The 22,472-nt window shown below is 53.7% G+C and carries 17 protein-coding genes; 10 read left to right on the forward strand and 7 right to left on the reverse strand.

The window, feature by feature from the left end; translation table 11 throughout:
• The first annotated feature begins 49 nt into the window (after nucleotides 1-49).
• On the forward strand, nucleotides 50-1,864 hold the full coding sequence (gene lepA / locus INF30_RS05760) for a translation elongation factor 4 (RefSeq protein WP_157888481.1): 1,815 nt from the start codon (nucleotides 50-52) through the stop codon (nucleotides 1,862-1,864).
• A gap of 12 nt (nucleotides 1,865-1,876) precedes the next feature.
• Nucleotides 1,877-3,007 (forward strand): radical SAM family heme chaperone HemW, encoded by a 1,131-nt coding sequence (hemW, locus tag INF30_RS05765; RefSeq protein ID WP_226394521.1) that lies wholly within the window; start codon nucleotides 1,877-1,879, stop codon nucleotides 3,005-3,007.
• Nucleotides 3,008-3,066: 59 nt separating this feature from the next.
• Here hemW and INF30_RS05770 read toward each other — a convergent pair whose 3' ends face one another.
• Nucleotides 3,067-4,677: a CTP synthase gene (locus INF30_RS05770; protein ID WP_226394522.1), complete on the reverse strand. Its 1,611-nt coding sequence runs from the start codon at nucleotides 4,675-4,677 to the stop codon at nucleotides 3,067-3,069.
• A gap of 56 nt (nucleotides 4,678-4,733) precedes the next feature.
• On the reverse strand, nucleotides 4,734-6,227 hold the full coding sequence (locus INF30_RS05775) for a DUF1846 domain-containing protein (protein WP_226394523.1): 1,494 nt from the start codon (nucleotides 6,225-6,227) through the stop codon (nucleotides 4,734-4,736).
• A 194-nt stretch (nucleotides 6,228-6,421) separates the two neighbouring features.
• Here INF30_RS05775 and ftsH point away from each other — a divergent pair, with 194 nt between their 5' ends.
• From ftsH to INF30_RS05795, 4 genes are all read left to right on the forward strand, one after another.
• Entirely contained in the window at nucleotides 6,422-8,437 is a 2,016-nt protein-coding gene (gene ftsH / locus INF30_RS05780) for an ATP-dependent zinc metalloprotease FtsH (RefSeq protein ID WP_226394524.1), read from the forward strand.
• A gap of 95 nt (nucleotides 8,438-8,532) precedes the next feature.
• Nucleotides 8,533-10,383, forward strand: coding sequence for an excinuclease ABC subunit UvrC (uvrC, locus tag INF30_RS05785; protein WP_226394525.1), 1,851 nt, complete (start codon nucleotides 8,533-8,535; stop codon nucleotides 10,381-10,383).
• Nucleotides 10,384-10,430: 47 nt separating this feature from the next.
• Entirely contained in the window at nucleotides 10,431-11,354 is a 924-nt protein-coding gene (gene hprK / locus INF30_RS05790) for an HPr(Ser) kinase/phosphatase (protein WP_076776589.1), read from the forward strand.
• A gap of 25 nt (nucleotides 11,355-11,379) precedes the next feature.
• Nucleotides 11,380-12,312 (forward strand): ROK family glucokinase, encoded by a 933-nt coding sequence (locus INF30_RS05795; protein ID WP_226394526.1) that lies wholly within the window; start codon nucleotides 11,380-11,382, stop codon nucleotides 12,310-12,312.
• A gap of 86 nt (nucleotides 12,313-12,398) precedes the next feature.
• On the opposite strand, the gene INF30_RS05800 is transcribed toward INF30_RS05795, so the two are convergent.
• Nucleotides 12,399-14,957 (reverse strand): transglycosylase domain-containing protein, encoded by a 2,559-nt coding sequence (locus tag INF30_RS05800; protein ID WP_226394527.1) that lies wholly within the window; start codon nucleotides 14,955-14,957, stop codon nucleotides 12,399-12,401.
• A 161-nt stretch (nucleotides 14,958-15,118) separates the two neighbouring features.
• Between INF30_RS05800 and INF30_RS05805 the strand changes: the two genes are divergently transcribed.
• Nucleotides 15,119-15,754: a YigZ family protein gene (locus tag INF30_RS05805; RefSeq protein ID WP_076776595.1), complete on the forward strand. Its 636-nt coding sequence runs from the start codon at nucleotides 15,119-15,121 to the stop codon at nucleotides 15,752-15,754.
• Nucleotides 15,755-15,790: 36 nt separating this feature from the next.
• On the opposite strand, the gene hpf is transcribed toward INF30_RS05805, so the two are convergent.
• The 4 genes from hpf to typA form a co-directional block, all read right to left on the reverse strand.
• Nucleotides 15,791-16,327 (reverse strand): ribosome hibernation-promoting factor, HPF/YfiA family, encoded by a 537-nt coding sequence (gene hpf, locus INF30_RS05810; protein ID WP_076776598.1) that lies wholly within the window; start codon nucleotides 16,325-16,327, stop codon nucleotides 15,791-15,793.
• A gap of 104 nt (nucleotides 16,328-16,431) precedes the next feature.
• A complete protein-coding gene (locus INF30_RS05815; protein WP_226394528.1) occupies nucleotides 16,432-17,046 on the reverse strand; it encodes a transporter in 615 nt (204 codons plus the stop codon).
• An 18-nt stretch (nucleotides 17,047-17,064) separates the two neighbouring features.
• Nucleotides 17,065-17,964, reverse strand: coding sequence for a phosphatase PAP2 family protein (locus INF30_RS05820; RefSeq protein ID WP_226394529.1), 900 nt, complete (start codon nucleotides 17,962-17,964; stop codon nucleotides 17,065-17,067).
• 24 nt (nucleotides 17,965-17,988) lie between these two features.
• A complete protein-coding gene (gene typA / locus INF30_RS05825) occupies nucleotides 17,989-19,815 on the reverse strand; it encodes a translational GTPase TypA (protein WP_076776603.1) in 1,827 nt (608 codons plus the stop codon).
• 177 nt (nucleotides 19,816-19,992) lie between these two features.
• Here typA and INF30_RS05830 point away from each other — a divergent pair, with 177 nt between their 5' ends.
• From INF30_RS05830 to dapB, 3 genes are all read left to right on the forward strand, one after another.
• A complete protein-coding gene (locus tag INF30_RS05830; protein ID WP_076776607.1) occupies nucleotides 19,993-20,622 on the forward strand; it encodes a single-stranded DNA-binding protein in 630 nt (209 codons plus the stop codon).
• 76 nt (nucleotides 20,623-20,698) lie between these two features.
• Complete coding sequence (dapA, locus tag INF30_RS05835) at nucleotides 20,699-21,589, forward strand: 4-hydroxy-tetrahydrodipicolinate synthase (RefSeq protein ID WP_076776609.1); 891 nt, start codon at nucleotides 20,699-20,701, stop codon at nucleotides 21,587-21,589.
• 122 nt (nucleotides 21,590-21,711) lie between these two features.
• Entirely contained in the window at nucleotides 21,712-22,470 is a 759-nt protein-coding gene (gene dapB, locus INF30_RS05840) for a 4-hydroxy-tetrahydrodipicolinate reductase (protein WP_076776611.1), read from the forward strand.
• The last annotated feature ends 2 nt before the right edge of the window (nucleotides 22,471-22,472 follow it).

Below are 22,472 nucleotides of genomic sequence, written 5' to 3' on the forward strand. Positions count from 1 at the left end.
GATATTGTGCTGAACAGGAACATTACTTACTATGGAAGGAACGATAGAAGTGGGAGCAATAGAACAGAGCAGAATTCGTAATTTTTGTATTATCGCCCATATTGACCACGGTAAATCCACCCTGGCGGACCGGATCATCGAGATGACCGGACTGCTCACCAGCCGTGAGATGCAGTCCCAGGTGCTGGACAATATGGATCTGGAAAGGGAGAGAGGGATCACCATCAAATCCCAGGCTGTCCGTACCGTCTACAAAGCAAAGGATGGCCACGAATACATTTTTAACCTTATCGATACCCCGGGGCATGTGGATTTTAACTACGAGGTATCCCGGAGTCTGGCTGCCTGTGACGGAGCCATCCTTGTAGTGGATGCGGCCCAGGGCGTGGAGGCCCAGACGCTGGCCAATGTGTACCTGGCCCTGGATCACGATCTGGACGTGATGCCTGTCATCAACAAGGTGGACCTGCCAAGTGCAGAGCCGGAGAGAGTCATTGAGGAGATCGAGGACGTCATCGGCATAGAGGCACAGGATGCGCCTCTCATCTCTGCAAAAACAGGGCTGAATGTGGACCAGGTGCTGGAGCAGATCGTGGAGAAGATCCCGGCTCCGTCGGGGGATGCAAAAGCGCCCCTGCAGGCGCTGATCTTTGACTCCCTGTACGACTCCTACAAAGGCGTCATTGTCTTCTGCCGAATCATGGAAGGAACCATCCGCAAGGGAACACCTATCCTTATGATGGCGACAGGCGCCAAGGCAGAAGTGGTGGAAGTGGGCTATTTCGGAGCAGGGCAGTTCATCCCCTGCGAGGAACTGGAAGCCGGCATGGTGGGCTATTTTACAGCCAGCCTTAAGAATGTAAAGGATACCCGGGTGGGTGACACGGTGACAAATGCGGAACATCCCTGCAGCGAGCCTCTTCCCGGCTACAAAAAAGTGCAGCCCATGGTATATTGCGGCATGTACCCCGCTGACGGGGCGAAATACCCGGACCTTAGGGACGCGCTGGAAAAACTCCAGCTTAATGATGCATCTTTGCAGTTTGAGCCGGAGACGTCGATTGCCCTTGGCTTTGGTTTCCGCTGCGGTTTCCTTGGGCTTCTTCACCTGGAGATCATCCAGGAGAGACTGGAGAGAGAGTACAACCTGGACCTTGTGACCACAGCTCCGGGCGTTGTCTATAAAGTGCATAAGACAAGCGGCGAAGTCATTGAACTGACCAATCCGTCCAACCTGCCGGATCCCTCTGAGATCGAGTACATGGAGGAACCCATGGTGAAGGCGGAGATCATGGTCACGTCCGAGTATATCGGCTCCATCATGGAGCTCTGCCAGGAGAGAAGAGGCGAGTACCAGGGCATGGAGTACATTGAGGAGAAGCGTGCGGTGCTTCATTACCACCTGCCGCTGAACGAGATCATCTACGACTTTTTCGACGCCCTCAAATCCCGGTCAAGGGGATACGCCTCCTTTGACTATGAGATGCTGGGATACCAGCAGTCCGAGCTTGTGAAGCTGGATATCCTGATCAACAGGGAAGAGGTGGACGCCCTGTCCTTTATCGTCCATGCGGGAACTGCCTACGAGAGGGGACGGAGGATGTGCGAGAAGCTCAAAGAAGAGATTCCGCGACAGCTCTTTGAGATCCCTATCCAGGCTGCCATCGGAAGCAAGATCATTGCCAGGGAGACTGTCAAGGCTCTGCGCAAGGACGTGCTTGCCAAGTGCTACGGCGGAGATATCAGCCGTAAGAGAAAGCTGCTGGAGAAGCAGAAAGAAGGAAAGAAGCGGATGCGCCAGGTAGGCAATGTGGAGATCCCCCAGAAAGCCTTTATGAGCGTGCTGAAGCTGGATGACAAATAAAAGGAGAAACAGATGAAAGAACTGGAATTATATATCCATATTCCGTTCTGCGTCAGAAAATGTAAATACTGCGACTTCCTGTCCGCCCCTGCCTCGCAGCGGGAGCGGCAGGCGTATGTGGACAGCCTTTGCGGAAAGATCCGTTCCTATGCGGACTCTGCAAAGGCTTATCACGTTGTCAGCATTTTCCTTGGCGGCGGAACGCCATCGATCCTGGAGGGGGAGCAGATCCTACAGATTTTTGCAGCCATCCGTGAAGTCTTTCTGGTGGACGAAGATGCGGAGATCACCCTGGAGGCCAACCCGGGGACGGTGACAGGAGGAGGACCTGCCTCTGTCACGAAAGAAAAGCTGGCAGCCTGGAGGCAGGCGGGGATCAACCGCCTGAGCATAGGTCTTCAGTCGGCGGAGGACCGGGAGCTGAAAGCTCTGGGGCGGATCCACACCTTTGCAGAATTTAAAGAAACGTACCAGGCGGCTGTGGCGGCAGGGTTTTCCAATATGAATGTGGATCTCATGTCCGCCATCCCTTTCCAGACAGAGGAGAGCTGGGAGAGGACCCTGCGCACGGTGGCCGGACTGACCCCGCCGCCAGCCCACATTTCTGCCTACAGCCTTATCATCGAGGAGGGGACGCCCTTCTATGAGAGATACGGGAGCGGGGAGCACGCGGAGGAGCTGCCGGATGAGGATACAGAGCGGCGCATGTATGAGAGGACGGAGGAAATCCTGTCAGAGTACGGCTACCACCGCTACGAGATCTCCAATTATGCCCTGCCCGGATATGAGTGCAGGCACAATCTGGGTTACTGGGACCGCCGGGAGTATCTTGGCATCGGGGACGGCGCTGCCTCCTTCTTTGAAGGAAAACGCTGGTCCGGCAAAGAGGAGCCGGTGATCCTTACCAGAAAGGATGCCATGGAGGAATTCATGTTCCTGGGACTGCGGAAGATGGAGGGGGTATCCCGCTGCCGTTTCCGGGAAGAATTCCAGACAGAGATGGAGGAGATCTACGGGACGGTCATAGAGGAGCTGTGCCGCCAGGGGCTGCTGGAGACTGCCGGAGACAGGCTGCGCCTGACCAGGAAAGGTATTGATGTCAGCAACTATGTGATGAGTGAGTTTCTGCTGGATGGGGAGTGAAAGACAGAGAGATGTACTGGTAGAAGAAGAGGCCGGAATTTCCGGCCTCTTCTTCAGTATTAGTGTTCGTCCTGGTATTTCAGAGCAGCCTCCACGAAGCCCTTGAAAAGCGGGTGAGGCCTGTTGGGCCTTGATTTCAGCTCCGGGTGGGCCTGGGTGGCGATGAACCAGGGGTGGGAGGGAATCTCCACCATCTCCACGATGCGCCCGTCCGGCGACAGGCCGGAGAGCAGCATGCCGTGTGAGGTAAGGTCATCCCGGTAGTCATTGTTCACCTCGTAGCGATGGCGGTGGCGCTCGTGTATCTCCTCCTTGCCGTAGAGGGCGTAGGCCTTGGAGCTCTTATCCAGCACGCACGGATAGGAGCCAAGCCGCAGGGTACCGCCGATATCCTCGATGCCGATCTGGTCCGGCATGATGTGGATTACCGGGTGAGTGGTGTCCGGGTTGAGCTCAGCGCTGTGGGCGTCCCGGAAGCCCACCACATCTCTTGCAAACTCCACAATGGCAAGCTGCATGCCAAGACAAAGGCCCAGGAAAGGAACGCCGTGCTCACGGGCGTAGCGGATGGCCAGTATTTTGCCGTCGATACCCCGGCTTCCAAAGCCGCCGGGCACGAGAACGCCGCTGACATCTCCCAGGAGATCCTCCACATTGTCGGCAGTGACAGTCTCTGAGTCGATCCATTTTATATTGACTGTGGCGCGGGAGAAGATGCCTCCGTGTTTCAGAGCCTCCACCACGCTGATGTAGGCGTCGTGGAGCTGGATATATTTTCCTACAAGAGCCACAGTGACATCCGTGTTGGGGCTCTTTAAGTAATCCACCATCTCTGTCCAGTCCTTCAGGTCGGGGGCGGGACAGTCCAGATGGAGGGACTCGCAGACAACCTCCGCAAGATGCTCTTTTTCCATGGCCAGGGGAGCCTCGTAGAGGTATTCCACGTCCAGATTCTGGAGTACATGGTCTGCAGGCACGTTGCAGAAGAGGGCGATCTTATCCTTGATGCCCTGATCCAGAGGATGCTCGGACCGGCACACAATGATGTCCGGCTGGATTCCCATACCCTGCAGGTCTTTTACGCTGGCCTGGGTGGGTTTTGTCTTCATCTCCTGTGAAGCACGCAGATAGGGGATGAGGGTGACGTGGATGAGGATGACATTTTCCCGGCCCTTCTCGTGCTGGAACTGCCGGATGGCCTCCAGGAAAGGCTGGCTCTCAATGTCGCCCACTGTGCCGCCGACTTCGATAATGGCAATTTCCGTATTCTTTGCCACAGGGTTCCGGTAGAAACGGCTTTTGATCTCGTTTGTGATGTGGGGGATCACCTGCACGGTGCCTCCGCCGAAATCGCCCCGCCTTTCCTTCTGAAGGACAGACCAGTAAATCTTGCCTGTGGTCACATTGGAATTCTTTGTGAGGCTCTCATCGATAAAGCGCTCATAGTGACCCAGATCCAGGTCTGTCTCCGCCCCGTCGTCTGTGACAAAGACTTCTCCGTGCTGCACCGGATTCATGGTGCCCGGGTCAATGTTGATATAAGGATCAAACTTCTGCATGGTCACTGTATATCCTCTGGCTTTCAGAAGCCTTCCAAGGGATGCCGCCGTGATACCTTTTCCCAGTCCTGATACTACACCGCCTGTTACAAATACATACTTTACTGCCATAGTCTCCTCCTTTTGTCGTCATATGTTTTTTGTTCCATTACTTTTTAAAAAACATATTATATACCCTTTTCCTCCTGAAAAACAGTCTTTTTTTCATATTTTGGCTCAAAAGTTGCCTGTATAAACAGTTTTTTGAAGACGTTGATGTCTACGGAGCTGAGCATGACAGAGGTGTGGAGCTGGCAGCCGTTCAGTTTCGGAAGCTGTTCCAGGGCGAGCTGGGCGTTCTTGTCCGTAGCTGCGCTGACAGACAGGGCGATCAGCACCTCGTCCGTGTGAAGGCGGGGATTGCGGCTTCCCAGGTAGTTCACCTTCAGCTTCTGGATAGGCTCGATGGCTTCCGGGGAGATGACATGGCAGGCGTGGTCGATGCCGGCCAGCTCCTTCAGGGCGTTCAGAAGAAGAGCAGCGGAGGCGCCCAGAAGATCACTTGTCTTTCCGGTGACGATCTTTCCGTCCGGAAGCTCCAGGGCAGCGGCGGGAGCGCCGGTCTGTTCCGCGCGGCTGAGGGCTGCATCCACTACAGGGCGGTCGTGGACCGTGATGCCGGCCTGGTTCATGAGCATCTCGATCTTGAACACTTCCTCCTCGGAGCATGAGCCGGATATGAAGCGGTCCATGGTGTCGTAGTAGCGGCGGATGATCTCCTGGAGGGAGGCCTGGCGGCACACTTCATCATCGCATATACAGTTTCCGGCCATATTGACGCCCATGTCTGTGGGAGACTTGTACGGATTTTCCCCGTAAATGCGTTCAAAGGTGGCGCGAAGGACAGGGAAGATCTCGATATCACGGTTATAGTTTACGGTTGTCTCCCCGTAGGCCTCCAGATGGAACGGGTCGATCATATTCACATCGTTGAGGTCCGCTGTGGCGGCCTCGTAAGCCAGATTCACCGGATGCTTCAGAGGAATGTTCCAGATGGGGAAGGTCTCAAACTTGGCGTAGCCTGCCTGCACGCCCCGCTTGTGCTCGTGGTAGAGCTGGGAGAGGCAGGTTGCCATCTTTCCGCTTCCCGGCCCGGGTGCTGTGATGACCACAAGGGGACGGGTTGTCTCGATATAATCATTTTTTCCATAACCTTCATCGCTGACAATAAGCGGCACATTTCCAGGATAGCCGGGGATAATATAATGAAGATAGACCCGGATGCCCAGACGTTCCAGCCTTGCCTTGAAAAGATCTGCGCTGTTCTGGCCGCTGTACTGGGTGATGACTACACTGCCTACATAGAGGCCTGCATGAATAAATTCCTCCCGGAGGCGGAGCACATCGGAGTCGTAGGTGATGCCCAGATCCCCGCGGACTTTATTTTTCTCAATGTCCCCGGCGCTGATGACGATGACGATCTCCGCCTGGTCTGCAAGCTGCTTGAGGAGGCGCAGTTTGCTGTCGGGCTGGAAACCGGGCAGGACCCGGGAGGCATGATAGTCGTCAAAAAGCTTTCCGCCGAATTCCAGGTAAAGTTTCCCCCCGAATTTGTCAATCCTCTCACGGATGTGGGAGGACTGCATGTGAAGGTATTTGTCGTTGTCAAATCCAATTTTCATCTGTAAGTTCCTTTCATTTCTGTTAGCTGTTATATATGTAAATATAAATACACATTTCCTTCACAAGTATACTACAAGAAAGCCCGAGTTTACAATCTTTTCATAATGTTTTTATTGATTTTGAAACAGGGGATACTTATAATAATATGGTAACGTCGGTGTTGCCGGCGCTGCACATATACAGGAGGAGAACTATGGACAACCAGAATAATCAGAACAGAAATAATAACCAGGATCCGAACCGGAACAACCGGCAGGGTGTTTCTTTCGTCCTGATCGTGACGCTGATCACTACCATACTTGTACTGGTCCTGTTTCAGTTCCAGGGGGTAAACAGTGCTGAGGAGATCTCCTACAACAGGTTTATCAAAATGGTAGAGGACGGAGAGGTCGAGAAGGTTGATATAGGAGCCAGCCAGATCAATATCACAGCCAAGCAGGGCAAGGACGATACTGTGCAGAGAGAATACTACACAGGTATCGTCAATGACGACCAGCTTGTGGACCGCCTGCTTGACGCGGGAGTGGAAGTGAATCAGGAGATACCTGATACCACATCCTCCATGCTGCTGAGCATTATCCTGACATTTCTTCCCATCGCCTGCATCGTGGGACTCTTTGTGTGGTTTACAAAGAAAATGTCCAAGGGCGGCGGCATGATGGGCATTGGCAAGAGCAATGCCAAGATGTATGTGGAGAAGCAGACAGGCGTCACATTCAAGGATGTGGCAGGCCAGGACGAGGCCAAGGAGTCTCTCCAGGAAGTAGTGGACTTTCTGCACAACCCGGGAAAATATACGGGTGTGGGAGCCAAGCTCCCCAAGGGAGCTCTTCTTGTAGGTCCGCCGGGAACAGGTAAGACGCTGCTTGCAAAGGCAGTGGCGGGAGAGGCGAAAGTGCCTTTCTTCTCCCTTTCCGGTTCCGCCTTTGTGGAAATGTACGTAGGTGTGGGTGCCTCCAGGGTCCGTGACCTTTTCAAACAGGCCCAGCAGATGGCCCCCTGTATCATTTTTATCGATGAGATCGACGCCATCGGAAAGAGCCGTGACACACAGCTTGGAGGCAACGATGAGCGTGAGCAGACACTGAACCAGCTTCTTGCGGAGATGGACGGTTTTGACACAAACAAAGGGCTGCTTCTTCTGGCGGCCACCAACCGCCCGGAGATCCTGGATCCGGCCCTTCTGCGTCCGGGACGTTTTGACAGGCGGATCATCGTGGAGCGCCCGGATCTGAAAGGCCGTATCGACGTGCTGAAGGTACACGCGAAAGATGTGCGCATGGACGAGACAGTGGATCTGGAAGCTGTCGCTCTGGCTACATCCGGAGCCGTGGGATCTGACCTTGCCAACATGATCAACGAGGCAGCCATCAACGCTGTCAAGCATGGAAGAAACGCAGTCTCCCAGAGCGACCTGTTTGAGGCGGTGGAAGTGGTGCTGGTAGGTAAGGAGAAGAAAGACCGTATCATGAGCCAGGAGGAGAGAAAGATCGTCTCCTACCATGAAGTGGGACACGCCCTTGTCAGCGCCCTGCAGAAAGATGCGGAGCCGGTGCAGAAGATCACCATTGTTCCAAGAACCATGGGAGCTCTCGGCTATGTCATGCAGACGCCTGAGGAGGAGAAGTTCCTCAATACAAAGAAAGAGCTGGAAGCTATGCTTGTCGGTATGCTGGCTGGCCGTGCGGCTGAGGAAATCGTCTTCGATACAGTCACCACAGGGGCGTCCAACGATATTGAAAAAGCGACCAGCATAGCAAGAGCCATGATCACCCAGTACGGTATGAGTGAGAAATTCGGTCTGATCGGTCTTGAGTCCATCCAGAACCGTTACCTGGACGGACGTCCGGTTATGAACTGCGGTCAGGAGACAGCTTCTGAGATCGATCAGGAAGTCATGACTATGCTGAAAGGCGCGTACGAGGAGGCCAAGCGTCTGCTGAGCGAGCACAGACCGGCTCTTGACAAGATCGCAGCTTTCCTTATTGAGAAAGAGACCATCACCGGAAAAGAGTTCATGAAGATCTTCCACGAAGTGGAAGGTATTCCGGAGAAGGAGGAAGACGGGGATACAGAACCTCAGAAGAAGGAGGCGCGGATCTCCATGAAACCGGCCGGAGAATCGGCTGAAGAAGTGCCGGAAGAGGCGGTTGAGGTCGATGTGCCAGCGGCAGATCCGAAACAGGAAGCGCCTTCAGTCAGCGAGTAAATATGGAGTCACGCGGACAGTCCCGCGGATAAAACAGATGGACAGGGGAAGATTTTCCCTTGTCCTTTTCTGTGTGTGACAGTATAATGTTAACCATGGAAAATAATAATTTTGATATACAGGAAGAATTGAAAAAGCTGCCGGGGAAGCCCGGCGTGTATCTGATGCACGATGAGAAGGACGAGATCATCTATGTAGGGAAAGCCATCAGCCTGAAGAATCGGGTGCGGCAGTATTTCCAGAGCAGCCGCAACAAAGGGGTGAAGATCGAGCAGATGGTGACTCACATCACCCGCTTTGAGTACATTGTGACTGACTCAGAATTGGAGGCCCTTGTCCTGGAGTGCAACCTGATCAAGGAACACAGACCCAAGTACAATACCATGCTCATGGACGACAAGGCCTACCCGTTTATCAAAGTGACGGTGGATGAGGCCTTCCCGCGGATCATGATGGCCCGTCGGATGGTGAAGGACAAGGCAAAATATTTTGGCCCCTACACAAGCGCAGGAGCGGTCAAGGACACCATCGAGCTGATCCGCAAGCTCTACAAAGTCAGGAGCTGCAACAGGCGCCTGCCCCGGGATACGGGGAAAGAGAGACCCTGCCTGAATTACCACATCCACCAGTGTGACGCCCCCTGTCAGGGCTATGTGTCCCAGGAGGCCTACAGGAAATCCATAGATGAAGTGCTCCGGTTCCTGGGCGGAAATTACGACCATATCCTGAAAGAGCTGGAGGAGAAGATGCTGCAGACATCAGAGGATATGGAATTTGAGAAAGCCATCGAGTACAGGGAGCTGCTGGGAAGCGTGAAGAAGATCGCCCAGAAGCAGAAGATCACGGACACGGCCGGCAATGACAGGGATATCCTGGCCGCTGCCACGGACAAGGAAGATGCGGTGGTGCAGGTCTTCTTCATCCGGGGCGGCAGGCTGATCGGCAGAGACCATTTCTACCTGAAACTGAACGGGGACGAGACCAAAGGGGAGATCATCTCCAGCTTTATCAAACAGTTTTATGCCGGAACTCCCTATATACCGTCGGAGCTGATGACCCAGACGGAGATTGAGGACGGGGAGATCCTGGAGCAGTGGCTGAGCCAGAAGAGAGGGCACAGAGTTCATATCCGGGTGCCCAAGAAGGGGACGAAAGAGAAACTGGTGGAGCTGGCAGAAAAGAACGCGTCCCTTGTTCTCTCCAAGGACCGCGAGAGACTGAAGCGGGAGGAGGGGCGCACCATCGGGGCTGTGAAGGAGATCGCCCGCCTTCTGGGGCTGGAGGATCTCAACCGCATGGAAGCCTACGATATCTCCAACATCAGCGGATTTGCCTCTGTGGGCTCCATGGTGGTCTATGAGAAAGGGAAACCAAAGAGAAACGACTACCGCAAATTCCGGATCAAGAGTGTCCAGGGGCCGGATGACTACGCCAGCATGAAAGAGGTGCTGACAAGAAGGTTCCGCCACGGACTGGAGGAGAGGGAAGAGGGAAAAGGGGCCGGAAGCTTTACGGCTTTCCCGGATCTGATCCTGATGGACGGAGGAAAAGGACAGGTTGGGATCGCGCTGCAGGTATTGGATGAACTGCACCTTCACATACCTGTGTGCGGCATGGTAAAAGATGACAATCACCGCACAAGGGGGCTGTACTACAATAATGAAGAGATTCCTATTGACCGGAATTCCGAGGGCTTTAAGCTGATCACAAGGATACAGGATGAAGCCCACCGTTTTGCCATAGAGTTCCACAGAAAACTGCGCAGCAAAGAGCAGGTCCACTCGGTTCTGGACGACATTCCGGGCGTGGGCCCGGCGAGGCGGAAAGATTTGATGAAGCATTTTGCCAGCCTGGATGAGATACGGAAGGCGGATGTGGAGGATCTGAAAAAACTGCCCAGCATGAATGAAAAATCCGCACAGGAAGTGTATAAGTTTTTTCACTGATGTGTTATACTTGTCGTAGTATTGAAAAGTAGAAAAGGAGATAAGACATGTCAAAAATAGAGATTCAGAAGATTGTCGAGAAGATGGACCTGAAAAATCTGACTCCCGATGTGGGACTGGCTGACAAATATGTGGAAGTGCCGGATATCAACAGGCCGGCTCTGCAGCTGACGGGCTTTTTTGACCACTTTGACGCAGAGAGAGTACAGATCATCGGATATGTGGAATATACGTTTTTAGAGCAGATGGATGCGGCTACAAAGAGCCATGTCTATGAGACGCTGCTCGCCTACAAGATTCCCTGCATCATTTTCTGCCGGGCGCTGCGGCCGGACCAGGAGCTGCTGGAGAAAGCCAAGGAGCTGGACGTGCCTATCTTCTCCACAGAGATGAAGACGTCCGCGTTTACCGCAGAGCTGATCCGCTGGCTGAATGTGCAGCTTGCACCGTGTATTTCCATCCACGGCGTGCTTGTGGATGTGTACGGCGTGGGAGTTTTGATCATGGGCGAGAGCGGCATCGGCAAGAGCGAGGCAGCTCTGGAGCTGGTAAAAAGAGGGCATCGTCTTGTCAGCGATGACGTGGTGGAGATCCGCAAGGTCAGCGACGACACCCTGGTAGGGAATGCGCCTGACGTGACGAAGCATTTTATTGAGCTGCGAGGCATCGGCATCGTGGACGTGAAGATGCTCTACGGTGTGCAGAGTGTCAGGGAGACCCAGAACATCGAGCTTGTCATCACGCTGGAGGACTGGGACAGGGAGAAAAAATACGACAGGCTGGGCATGGAAGAGCAGTATACAGAATTTCTCGGCAACAAGGTGGTCTGCCACCAGCTGCCTATCCGCCCGGGCCGTAATCTTGCCATTATCGTGGAGACGGCGGCCATCAACTACAGGCAGAAGAAGATGGGCTACAATGCAGCGGAAGAGCTGTACAAGCGTGTGCAGAGAAATCTGACTAAGAAATAAAACAGAAGGAATAGGGAGTTACAAGATGAAGTATTGTTTTGGAGTAGATATTGGCGGAACAACAGTGAAAATGGGGCTGTTTTCAACAGAGGGAGAGCTTTTTGAGAAGTGGGAGATCAAGACCCGCACGGAAAATGAGGGAAAAGAAGTCCTCCCGGATATTGCAGCTTCCGTTCGCAGTAAGATGGAGGAAAAAGGGATCTCCATTGAAGATATGGCAGGTGTCGGGATCGGTGTTCCGGCTCCGGTCAGCGAGGAAGGCATTGTAAAGAACAGCGCCAACATTGGCTGGGGATACAAGAATGTCAAAAAAGAGATGGAGGAGCTGCTGCCGGGCGTCTGCGCCAGGATCGGAAATGACGCCAATGTGGCGGCCCTTGGCGAGATGTGGCTGGGAGCAGGTAAAGGCTGCAGTAATATGATCATGGTGACGCTGGGGACCGGCGTGGGCGGCGGTGTCATCTGCCACGGACAGATCATTGCGGGGGCCAATGGAGCAGGCGGAGAGATCGGACATATCTGCGTGAATTATAATGAGACAGAAAAGTGCGGCTGCGGCAAGACCGGGTGTCTGGAGCAGTACGCGTCCGCCACAGGCATAGCCCGGCTTGCGAAACTGCGTCTTGCCAAGCCCCATGAGAAAACCATTTTGGAGGGCAAGAACCTGAGCGCAAAATCTGTTTTTGACGCAGTAAAAAAAGGAGACAGGATAGCAACAGAGATCGCAGAAGAATTTGGTGCCTATCTGGGACATGCCCTTGCCAATATGGCGGTCATCACAGACCCGGAGAGGATCGTTATCGGCGGAGGAGTCTCCAATGCAGGCCCCGCCCTTCTGCCCTTTATAGAGAAACCTTTCCAGGAGAAGACCTTCTTTGCCAACAAGGACACGAAGATCGTGCTGGCTACGCTGGGGAACGACGCAGGCATTTGCGGAGCTGCCAGGATGATCCTCTGATCACGTTTTTATATATCAGATCTGCAATAAAAAATCAGGTATGAACGAAACATTCATACCTGATTTTTTCGATTCGCTTTTGGTTTTTAACCGGTAGTTTGACCGCCGCTTTCGCCGCCGGTACCCGGATCAGTGCTGCCGCCCTCGCCGCCGGTACCCGGATCAGTGCTGCCGCCCTCGCCGCCGGTACCCGGATCGGTGGTAGAACCGCCGTTACCGGTACCTGGATCGGTAGTGGTGCTGCCGTCACCAGGTGTCGTGGGATCAGTAGTAGTGCCGGTATCTGTGCTTCCATCTGTTCCGGAAGTGTCTGCCGGCTGTTCTGAAGAAGCGTGCCCTGTACAGGTCTCTGTGGGCGCGTTGTCCGTTGCAAAGTACTCTGTTCTTGAAGGGCATCCCGGCCGTGCCAGCATTCCGGATTCAGTACAGATAGTTTTTTGCTCCACAGAAGTGGGCATCTCAAACTGTTTGGTCTCCAGACCCGCATGGATGCGGCTCATGATGGATTTCCAGATGCGGAAACGGAAGGTAGTGTCAATGTTGGTCATGGATTTCGGATCATCGTAGCCGCCCCACACCGCGCAGGTGTAGTAGGGGGTGTAACCGCAGAACCAGATATCTTTGTCGTTGTCAGCGGTTCCTGTCTTGCCGGCCACCGGAATGTTGCCCAGGGCTGCGGCGCTTCCGCTTCCCTCCTCCACAACACTCTCCATAGCGCTTGTGAGGAGAGCTGCTGTGCTGTCCTTGACAGACTGGTGGGATTCGGTGGGGTTCTCGATCAGCACGTTGCCGTCGTGATCCAGGATCTTTGTATATAAGGTAGGTGTGTTGTACACGCCGCCGTTTGCGATGGAAGCGAACGCGGCACACAGCTCATAGTTGTACACACCGTGGGTCAGGCCGCCCAGAGCGATGGGCTCGTATATATCATCTTCCACCAGTGAAGACATGGAGAAGTTGTTCTTCGCATATTCATAGCCAAGCTGCGGCCCGATCTGCTGTATAGTCTGCACGGCCACAGAGTTCATGGACTGTGCGATGGCCTCCCTGACGGTCACATTGCCGTAGTATCTGTTCCCTACGTTTTTGAATTCCGTACCGTTGGAATAATGCCAGGGCTTGTCGTCGAAGACGCTGGCCAGCGTGATCTGGTTTGTGTCCAGGGCGGGAGCGTAGGTGGCAAGGATCTTAAAGCAGGATCCGGGCTGTCTGCGTGAGCCCTGGTAGGCCCTGTTCAGGCTCTGGCTTGTCTCCTTGGCGCCCCGGCCGCCCACCATGGCTTTGATCTGTCCGGTGGCCTGGTCTATGATGGTGACAGAGGCCTGGGGCTGTGGGGTGATGGTGATGCGCTCATCGTAGGTATCTCCCTCCCGGGCGATGGTGGCTTTCCATTCCTCCACCATGGCCCGGGCCTGATCCTCAGATGAGAAGGTCAGAGCGGACTCTACGCCGTAGGTGCTGGCGCGGTAATTCTGTACAGCCTCTGAGCCATAGTTCTCGATGGTACCGTCTGCCCTTGTGACAGTCAAAGCGTAGGAGAGACCGTACTCCTTCAGCCACGGGAAATTGGCGTCATTGTTCATCTCCTCATCGCAGATCTGCTGCATGGTAGTGTTCTGGGTAGAGATGATAGTCAGTCCGCCGCTGTAGAGGGCGTTGTATGCCTGGCTCTCTGTGTAGCCCAGGCGGGACATGAGGTCATCGATGACCTGCTCGGAGAGGGCGTCAATAAAATAGGAATAAGGTGAGTCCTCTCCGATGGCTGCATTGACAGCCTGGATTCTGGTGTACACATCATCTGCTGCGGCCTCATCGTAAGCTGCCTGGTCGATGTACCCCTGGTCCAGCATCCTGTTCAGGACTTCCGTGCGCCTTCTGGCATTGTCCTCCGGGTTTGTGATGGGATTGTAGAGGGACGGGTTCTGGGTGATCGCAGCCAGAACGGTACACTCGGAGAGGGTCAGCTCCGATACATCTTTGTTGAAATAACGCTTGGAGGCGGACTGCACGCCCAGGGTATTCTGTCCCAGGTTGATGGTGTTCAGATATGCCTCCATAATTTCGTCTTTTGACATCTGTTTTTCAATGTCCAGTGCCAGGAACTGCTCCTGGATCTTTCTCTCCAGACGGTCGTAAAAGGTCTCCTCATTTACGAAGTCGGGAAAGACATTGTTCTTTATGAGCTGCTGCGTCAGTGTGCTGGCACCCTGGGAGAAATCTCCGGAAGTAATACCTATAATGCCGGCACGCAGGATACCCTGGGGGTCGATGCCGTTGTGCTCATAAAAACGCTCGTCCTCAATGGCGACGAAAGCATGCTGCAGATCCACGGGGATCTGGTCGATGGATTTGTATTCACGGTTGGACCCGGCCTCCACGAACCGCTCCAGCTCTGTGGCGCCGTCGTCAGCGTAGACGATGGTGGTGTAGCCCTTGGGCCGGACGTCGTCCGGGGTGACTTCCGGGGAATTGTCAAGGATCCTCTTCACAAAAATCAGACCGCCGATCATTCCGATGATACATATGGCAAGAACACACAGGATAAAAGCTTTCAGCAGCCGGACGGTTACCCGCTTTCCCTGCATGGTGGATTTCGACGTTATCTGCTTTTGTTTTTTAGAAGCCTTTTTCTTTCCATAATTCATGTATTCAGCCTCCTTCATACTTTAGACATTATAGCAAATATGCATATTGAAATAAAGAAAAAAATGAAAACTTCATATTTAGGTAGGAAAAACTTAAGAAATCCGTTATAGTAATAGGTAACAGTGCGCAGGAAAGGGGAGAAGGTAAAGTGGATCACAAAATGGTATTCCGCGGAGGCGAGGGGGAGATCACGGAGAAAAAATCCAGATTTATCGCCACAGTCCGCCCGGTAAAGAGCGAGGAGGAGGCTGTGGAATTTATCGAGTCGGTCAGAAAAAAATACTGGGATGCCAGACACAACTGCTATGCCTATGTCATAGGGGAGAGGCAGGATATACAGCGGTACAGCGACGACGGGGAACCCGGCGGTACGGCGGGCAGGCCCATGCTGGATGTGCTTCTTGGGGAAAATATCCACGACACGGCTGTGGTAGTGACCCGGTATTTTGGAGGGATCCTCCTTGGCACAGGCGGGCTGGTGCGGGCCTACCAGGGGGCGGCTAAGGAAGGGCTGTCCTCCTCTCTGATTATAACCAGGATACAGGGGATTAAACTGAAGATCACCACAGACTATACAGGACTGGGGAAGATCCAGTACATACTGGGGGAGAGAGGGATCCCTGTGCTTGACAGCGCTTACACAGAGAAGGTGGAGCTGACAGCTCTGGCGCCGGAGAAGATACGGTCTGCCCTTGAAGAGGAACTCACAGACGGAACCAACGGCAGGGCCGTGATAGAAGAGGCGGGCACATGCTTTTACGGCGAAATAGACGGAAAAATACAGGTCCTGGAATGAGATCATTCCAGGACCTGTCTGTGATAAGCTGAATTTTTATTGGAATTCCGGCTCGATCAGGCCAAAAGTTCCGTTCTTTCTTTTGTATACCACATTTACCTCGTCTGTCTCGGCGTTGCAGAATACGAAGAAGTCGTGCCCCAGAAGCTCCATCTGGATGCAGGCGTCCTCCGGGTACATGGGCTTGATGCCAAAACGCTTTGTGCGGACGATCCGGATTTCCTCGTCGCTCTCGGGAGCGTCTTCTTCATCGAAGAATTCCTGCTTGAAGTTTCCTCCGTCCTGATGCCTTGCGATGAGCTTGGTTTTATATTTGCGGAGCTGTCTCTCAATGACTTCCTCTACAAGATCAATAGATACATACATGTCGCTGCTGACCTGCTCGGAGCGGATAATGTTTCCCTTTACGGGGATGGTCACCTCAATCTTCTGGCGTTCCTTTTCCACACTCAGTGTGACGATGATCTCGGTGTCCGGAGTAAAGTACCTCTCCAGCTTGCCGAGCTTGCGTGTGACTGTGTCTTTTAAGCCGGGCGTGATTTCGATGTTTTTTCCACTAATGATAAATTTCATGCTGTCCAACTCCTTTACGATATGATTTCAGGAGAAATAATGTCTGACAAAAATGTAGGACAATTCATTTCTATCTGATATATCGAGTATAGCATGTTTTTCTGTCAATGTATAGCATGTATTACTTCAATTCTTGAAATTTTTCCGTCACGCATTTTGGCTACCCGAAGTCCTGTATCCTCAAAATAGACGCAGGCGCCCTCTCTGGGCTCTATGTCCTCGGCGGCGCACCTGGCGCGGAGGACCTCCTCCAGGGTCTCGGCGTCCGTCTCATGTGGGATCTGACACCCCATGAGCTTGTTTACCACCCGCACCCGGGACGACCCCCGGAACAGATTTTTGTCCGCCAGATCGAAGCCGAAGAAGAGGTACTTCCTTGTAGCGAACAGGACGGCGATGGCGCACACCCCGATCAGGCTGGAAAAGGCAGAAGAGTGGTCCATGATGATCTGCCTTGCGATGGCAAAGAGGAGCACTTCAAATACAGTGTCCGGCGTGTGGTAATACATCATTCGTATCAGCTCCACACCGATGATGAGCTCGAAGCAGGCTTCGAGCAGATCCTCGTAGTTCGGATATTTGTCCAGGTCCGGTATATACATCAGTGAGCTGGCCAGACGCAGGCACAGCAGGATGATGCCGACAGCAAGCATGATGGAAATGAAAAATTCCATGAACATGGCCAGGCGGGAGAGGAAGGCGGCAAAATACTTTTTCATAGGCTTCTCCTTTGGGTATTATTTTTTCGGACAGGGCGGAACCACCCGGCTGAACAGAGCAGGGTAGATGACCATGATCCATAATACCAGTATAAAGTATTTTATGATTTTTGCAATCACACATTCACCGGTAATGAGAGGAATCAGAGCATCCAGGACTAAAATTCCCAAAATTCCGGCCAGAAATTTGACTGCCTGCATCCAGAGCCGGGGCGCGGCGGTCTGAAACCGGAGCCTGGTGACCTCCAGATACCATCCCACGGTAAAACCAAGTCCGGCTCCTGCAGCCTTAAAGCAGTCCGCGGCGTAAGCCAGAGGAAGGAGGCCGCAGTTGAGGAGTACAAGAGCGCAGACCATAACGCCCAGACAGACAAGGAGAAGAAACCCGAATAAGATCCGGGCGCGGATTGGCCTGGCTATAAGGCGCGGGAGCAGCCGCTGTGTCAGCCAGATGAAAAGGGCGGAGATGGCCAGGGAGGCCAGCACGTCCCAGGGGGTATGGCATCCCAGGTACATGCGGGAAAATCCGACCAGGATGACAACAGCAAAGAAGAGGAATTTTATGCTTTTTCTGGAGGCATGGACACCGAGAGAGCCGTACAGACAGGCAGCGCTCTGGGTGTGGCCGCTTGGAAAGGAGTATCCCGTGGCGGCCGGAACGGCGCTCTCCACCGGCGGGAATGCAGGATCCAGCACCCAGGGGCGGGGGATGCGCAAAGTGACCTTCAGCGTCTGCACAGCAAGCCCTGCCAGGAAGTAGGAAAAGCTGATCTTAAGAGCCAGCTCTTTGCTGACACACCAGTAGAGGAGACAGAGCACCAGTATGACCGCTGTCTCCTCTCCAAGATATGTGATAAACTGCATGATCTGGTCTGCAGCGGGAGTGCGCAGATTTTCCAGAAACCATAAAAAATCCATAAATGCTCCTTGTGATCAGATTGATTATTTGTTGTTGCTCCGCTTGCGCAGCTTGGGATCCAGGATCTTCTTGCGGATCCGCAGGGATTTGGGCGTCACTTCCAGAAGTTCATCCGTGTCGATGAAATCCAGAGCCTGCTCCAGACTCAGGATTCGCGGAGGAGTCAGGCGCAGCGCCTCGTCCGCGCTGGAGGAGCGGGTGTTGGTGAGGTGCTTGGTTTTGCACACGTTGACCTCGATATCGTCCGTCTTGCCGTTTTCGCCGATGACCATTCCGGCGTACACCTTCTCGCCGGGGCCGATGAAGAGCGCGCCTCTCTCCTGGGCGCTGTACAGGCCGTAGGTGACAGACTCTCCTGTCTCGTAGGCAATGAGGGAGCCCTGTTTTCGGTACTGGATATCGCCTTTGTAGGGTGCATATCCGTCAAAAGCTGTGTTCATGATCCCATTTCCCTTTGTGTCGGTGAGAAAATCACCCCGGTATCCGATGAGTCCCCTGGAGGGGATGGAGAACTCCATCCTGGTGTAATTGCCGCCGATGGGGCCCATGCTGCGCAGCTCACCTTTTCTCTGGCCCAGCTTCTCAATGACCACGCCTGTGAATTCATCCGGCACGTCGATGTAGGCCATCTCCATAGGTTCCAGGACTTTGCCGTTCTCGTCCTTCTTGTAGAGGACTTCCGCCTTGCTGACGGCGAATTCATAGCCTTCCCGGCGCATGTTCTCAATGAGGACGGACAGATGAAGTTCGCCGCGGCCGGATACCTTGAACGTGTCCATGTCTTCTGTCTCCTCCACCCGGAGGCTGACATCTGTGTTCAGCTCCCGGAACAGGCGGTCGCGGATGTGCCGGGATGTCACGTACTTTCCTTCCTTGCCGGCAAATGGACTGTCATTGACCTTGAACTGCATGGCAATGGTAGGCTCGGAGATCTTCTGGAAGGGGATGGCCTGGGGGCTTTCCGGTGAACAGATGGTATCTCCGATGGACAGGTCCGAGATGCCGGATATGGCTACAATGGATCCGATGGAGGCCTCTTTTACCTCCACCCGGTTCAGCCCGTCAAACTCGTAGAGCCGGCTGATGCGCACTTTTGCCTGGCGCTCCGGGTCGTGGTGGTTGACAACCACCACATCCTGGTTTGTGCGGATAGTGCCGTTGTCTACCTTGCCGATGCCGATCCTTCCCACATACTCGTTGTAGTCGATAGTGCTGATAAGTACCTGGGTTCCGGCATCCGGGTCCCCCTCCGGGGCGGGGATGTAGTCCAGGATCGTCTCAAAAAGCGGGACCATATTTTCCGGCTTGTCCTCCATGTCCAGCATGGCGTATCCGTCTTTGGCGGAGGCGTAGACAAAGGGGCAGTCCAGCTGCTCTTCGGAGGCGTCCAGATCGATGAGGAGCTCCAGCACCTCGTCGATGACCTCCGCGGGCCGTGCTTCCGGCCGGTCGATCTTATTGATGCAGACGATGACGGGCAGATCCAGTTCCAGTGCCTTGCGCAGGACGAATTTTGTCTGGGGCATGGCGCCCTCAAAAGCGTCCACCACGAGGATGACACCGTTTACCATCTTCAGGACACGCTCCACCTCGCCTCCGAAGTCGGCATGACCCGGTGTGTCCACGATATTGATCTTCGTCCCCTTGTAGAAGACGGCTGTATTTTTTGAGAGAATGGTAATTCCACGTTCCCGCTCGATATCGTTGGAGTCCATGACCCTCTCGGCCACCTCCTGGTTCTCGCGGAACACGCCGCTCTGCTTTAAAAGTTCATCTACAAGTGTTGTCTTGCCATGGTCAACATGGGCGATGATCGCAATATTACGCACATCTTCGCGTTTTGTCTTCATATGAAATCTTCCTTTTCTCTTCTTATTTTAAAACTTTTTTTCTGTAACTTTATTAGTGTATCATATTTCGGAAAAAAAACAAGGAATATAGTTCTAATATGTGTGATTCCCGCATAGATTAGGTAGTGACTCTAAAAGCATCAAAATACGATCAAGAGGAAGGGAGATTTTAAGACCATGTCAGATAAGATCATTGAAAACAACCAGGTAACTATCATGGGACAGATCGCATCAGGATTCACATTCAGCCACACAGTGTTCGGGGAAGGATTTTACATGGTGGATGTGCTGGTGCGGCGTCTGAGCACCTCCAAGGACAGGATTCCGCTTATGATCTCGGAGCGTCTTCTGGACGTGACACAGGATTACACGGGCGAATTTATCATGGCCAGCGGGCAGTTCCGGTCCTACAACCGTCACGAGGAGCAGAAAAACCGGCTGATCCTGTCCGTCTTTGTGCGGGAAGTGTCTTTCATCGATGAGGAGCCGGACGGGGCCAAGACCAACACCATCCTGCTGGACGGCTACATCTGCAAGCTGCCTGTCTACAGGAAGACGCCCCTCGGGAGGGAGATTGCGGATCTTTTGCTGGCTGTCAACCGGCCCTACGGAAAGTCCGACTATATCCCCTGTATCTGCTGGGGAAGGAATGCCCGGTTTGCCGCCTCTTTTGAGGTGGGGGAGCACGTGCAGGTGCTGGGCAGGATCCAGAGCAGGGAGTATGTGAAGCGTCTGTCGGAGACTGAGTCGGAGAAGAGGACGGCCTACGAGGTGTCTGTGAGCAAGCTGGAGTGCATGGATGACTGAGGGGTCCATTGACATCGGAAATGAATAATGATACACTTTTTGAAAGATAAATTTTTTGAAGGGCAGGAGGAAGACAATGGCTATTTTTACAGGTGCAGGAGTAGCGCTGGTTACTCCGTTTCACGAAGACGGAAGCGTGAATTTTGATAAACTGGATGAGCTGATCGACTACCATTGCGAGAACGGAACGGACAGTCTGATCATCTGCGGGACGACGGGAGAGTCATCCACTTTATCAGAAGAGGAGCATATGGAGTGTATCAAATTTGCGGTAGAGCGCACAAAGCATCGTCTTCCCGTGATCGCGGGAACCGGTTCCAACGCTACATATACGACCATCGATATGTCAAAGGAAGCTGTGGAGGACGGGGTGGACGGACTGCTGATCGTGACGCCCTACTACAACAAGGCTACGCAGAATGGACTTATCGCCCACTACAAGGCTGTGGCCAGCGAGGCCAAGGCGCCCATCATCATGTACAGCGTAGCCAGCCGGACAGGGCTGAATATCGCGCCGGAGACAGTGGCTACCCTTGTGAAGGAAGTGCCCAACATTGTGGGCGTGAAGGAGGCCTCCGGCAATATCAGCCAGGTGGCAAGGATCATGAGCCTGACAGATGGGAATATCGATCTCTATTCCGGCAATGACGACCAGATCGTGCCCCTGCTGTCCTTGGGCGGAAAAGGCGTGATCTCAGTCCTGTCAAATGTGGCTCCCAAGGAGACGCATGATATCTGTGCGAAATTTTTTGCCGGGGATGTGCAGGGTGCCTGTGAGCTTCAGCTGAAGGCTATCCCACTCATTGAGCAGCTGTTCTGTGAAGTCAATCCCATCCCTGTGAAGAAGGCTGTCAATCTGATGGGAATGGAGTGCGGAGGCCTTCGCATGCCGCTGACGGAGCTGTCGCCGGAGCACGAGAAGAGTCTGGCGCAGGCTATGAGAGATTTCGGAATCAAACTTGCATAAAAGGCAGACAGAGGCAGAAAGGCTGTCTCCTGCGAAGAAGAGCAGGGGGCCTTTCTGCTTTTTGCATAATATTTGCATATATATCCGCAAATAATGACATATATACAATGGAGGAAAAACAAATGGTAAAAGTGATCATGCATGGATGCAACGGAAAGATGGGACAGGTCATCACAAGGCTTGCGGCCGCAGACCCGGAGATGGAGATCGTGGCGGGTGTGGATATGAGGGCCCAGGCTCTGAATGACTACCCGGTCTTTGGAGACATCGGAGAGTGTGGTGTGGAGGCGGACGTTGTCATCGATTTCTCCAACGCGGCGGCTGTGGACCGCCTGCTGGACTGGTGCGGGGAGAAACAGATGCCGGTTGTCCTTTGCACTACCGGGCTTTCAGAGGAGCAGCTGAGCAAGGTGGAGGAGACGGCTAAGAAGACGGCTCTTCTGAAATCTGCTAACATGTCCCTGGGCGTGAACCTTCTCATGAAGCTGCTGCAGGATGCGGCGAAAGTGCTGGCGCCGGAGGGATTTGACATGGAGATCGTGGAGAGGCATCACAATCAGAAAGTGGATGCTCCAAGCGGCACAGCCATTGCCCTTGCGGATTCCCTGAAGGAAGCCCTGGAGGAGGATTATGCATATGTCTATGACAGGAGCGGACAGAGAAAGAAGAGAGACAGCCATGAGATCGGCATATCAGCTGTCCGGGGCGGCACCATCGTGGGCGAGCACGAGGTGATCTTTGCCGGGGAGGACGAGGTGATCGAGTTCAAACATACAGCCTACTCCAAGGCGCTTTTTGCAAAGGGGGCCGTGGCCGCTGCCAAGTTCCTGGCAGGCAAAGGACCGGGCCGCTATGACATGTCTGATGTGATACAGCTGTAAGC

The organism is Claveliimonas monacensis, from assembly GCF_014982975.1.
In the GTDB taxonomy this organism is placed as follows: domain Bacteria; phylum Bacillota; class Clostridia; order Lachnospirales; family Lachnospiraceae; genus Claveliimonas; species Claveliimonas monacensis.

Coding starts and splice junctions, on each gene's coding strand:
- hemW (WP_226394521.1), top strand. CDS start 1,877: ATGAAAGAACTGGAATTATATATCCATATTCCGTTCTGCGTCAGAAAA.
- INF30_RS05770 (WP_226394522.1), bottom strand. CDS start 4,677: ATGGCAGTAAAGTATGTATTTGTAACAGGCGGTGTAGTATCAGGACTG.
- INF30_RS05775 (WP_226394523.1), bottom strand. CDS start 6,227: ATGAAAATTGGATTTGACAACGACAAATACCTTCACATGCAGTCCTCC.
- ftsH (WP_226394524.1), top strand. CDS start 6,422: ATGGACAACCAGAATAATCAGAACAGAAATAATAACCAGGATCCGAAC.
- uvrC (WP_226394525.1), top strand. CDS start 8,533: ATGGAAAATAATAATTTTGATATACAGGAAGAATTGAAAAAGCTGCCG.
- hprK (WP_076776589.1), top strand. CDS start 10,431: ATGTCAAAAATAGAGATTCAGAAGATTGTCGAGAAGATGGACCTGAAA.
- INF30_RS05795 (WP_226394526.1), top strand. CDS start 11,380: ATGAAGTATTGTTTTGGAGTAGATATTGGCGGAACAACAGTGAAAATG.
- INF30_RS05800 (WP_226394527.1), bottom strand. CDS start 14,957: ATGAATTATGGAAAGAAAAAGGCTTCTAAAAAACAAAAGCAGATAACG.
- INF30_RS05805 (WP_076776595.1), top strand. CDS start 15,119: ATGGTATTCCGCGGAGGCGAGGGGGAGATCACGGAGAAAAAATCCAGA.
- hpf (WP_076776598.1), bottom strand. CDS start 16,327: ATGAAATTTATCATTAGTGGAAAAAACATCGAAATCACGCCCGGCTTA.
- INF30_RS05815 (WP_226394528.1), bottom strand. CDS start 17,046: ATGAAAAAGTATTTTGCCGCCTTCCTCTCCCGCCTGGCCATGTTCATG.
- INF30_RS05820 (WP_226394529.1), bottom strand. CDS start 17,964: ATGGATTTTTTATGGTTTCTGGAAAATCTGCGCACTCCCGCTGCAGAC.
- typA (WP_076776603.1), bottom strand. CDS start 19,815: ATGAAGACAAAACGCGAAGATGTGCGTAATATTGCGATCATCGCCCAT.
- INF30_RS05830 (WP_076776607.1), top strand. CDS start 19,993: ATGTCAGATAAGATCATTGAAAACAACCAGGTAACTATCATGGGACAG.
- dapA (WP_076776609.1), top strand. CDS start 20,699: ATGGCTATTTTTACAGGTGCAGGAGTAGCGCTGGTTACTCCGTTTCAC.
- dapB (WP_076776611.1), top strand. CDS start 21,712: ATGGTAAAAGTGATCATGCATGGATGCAACGGAAAGATGGGACAGGTC.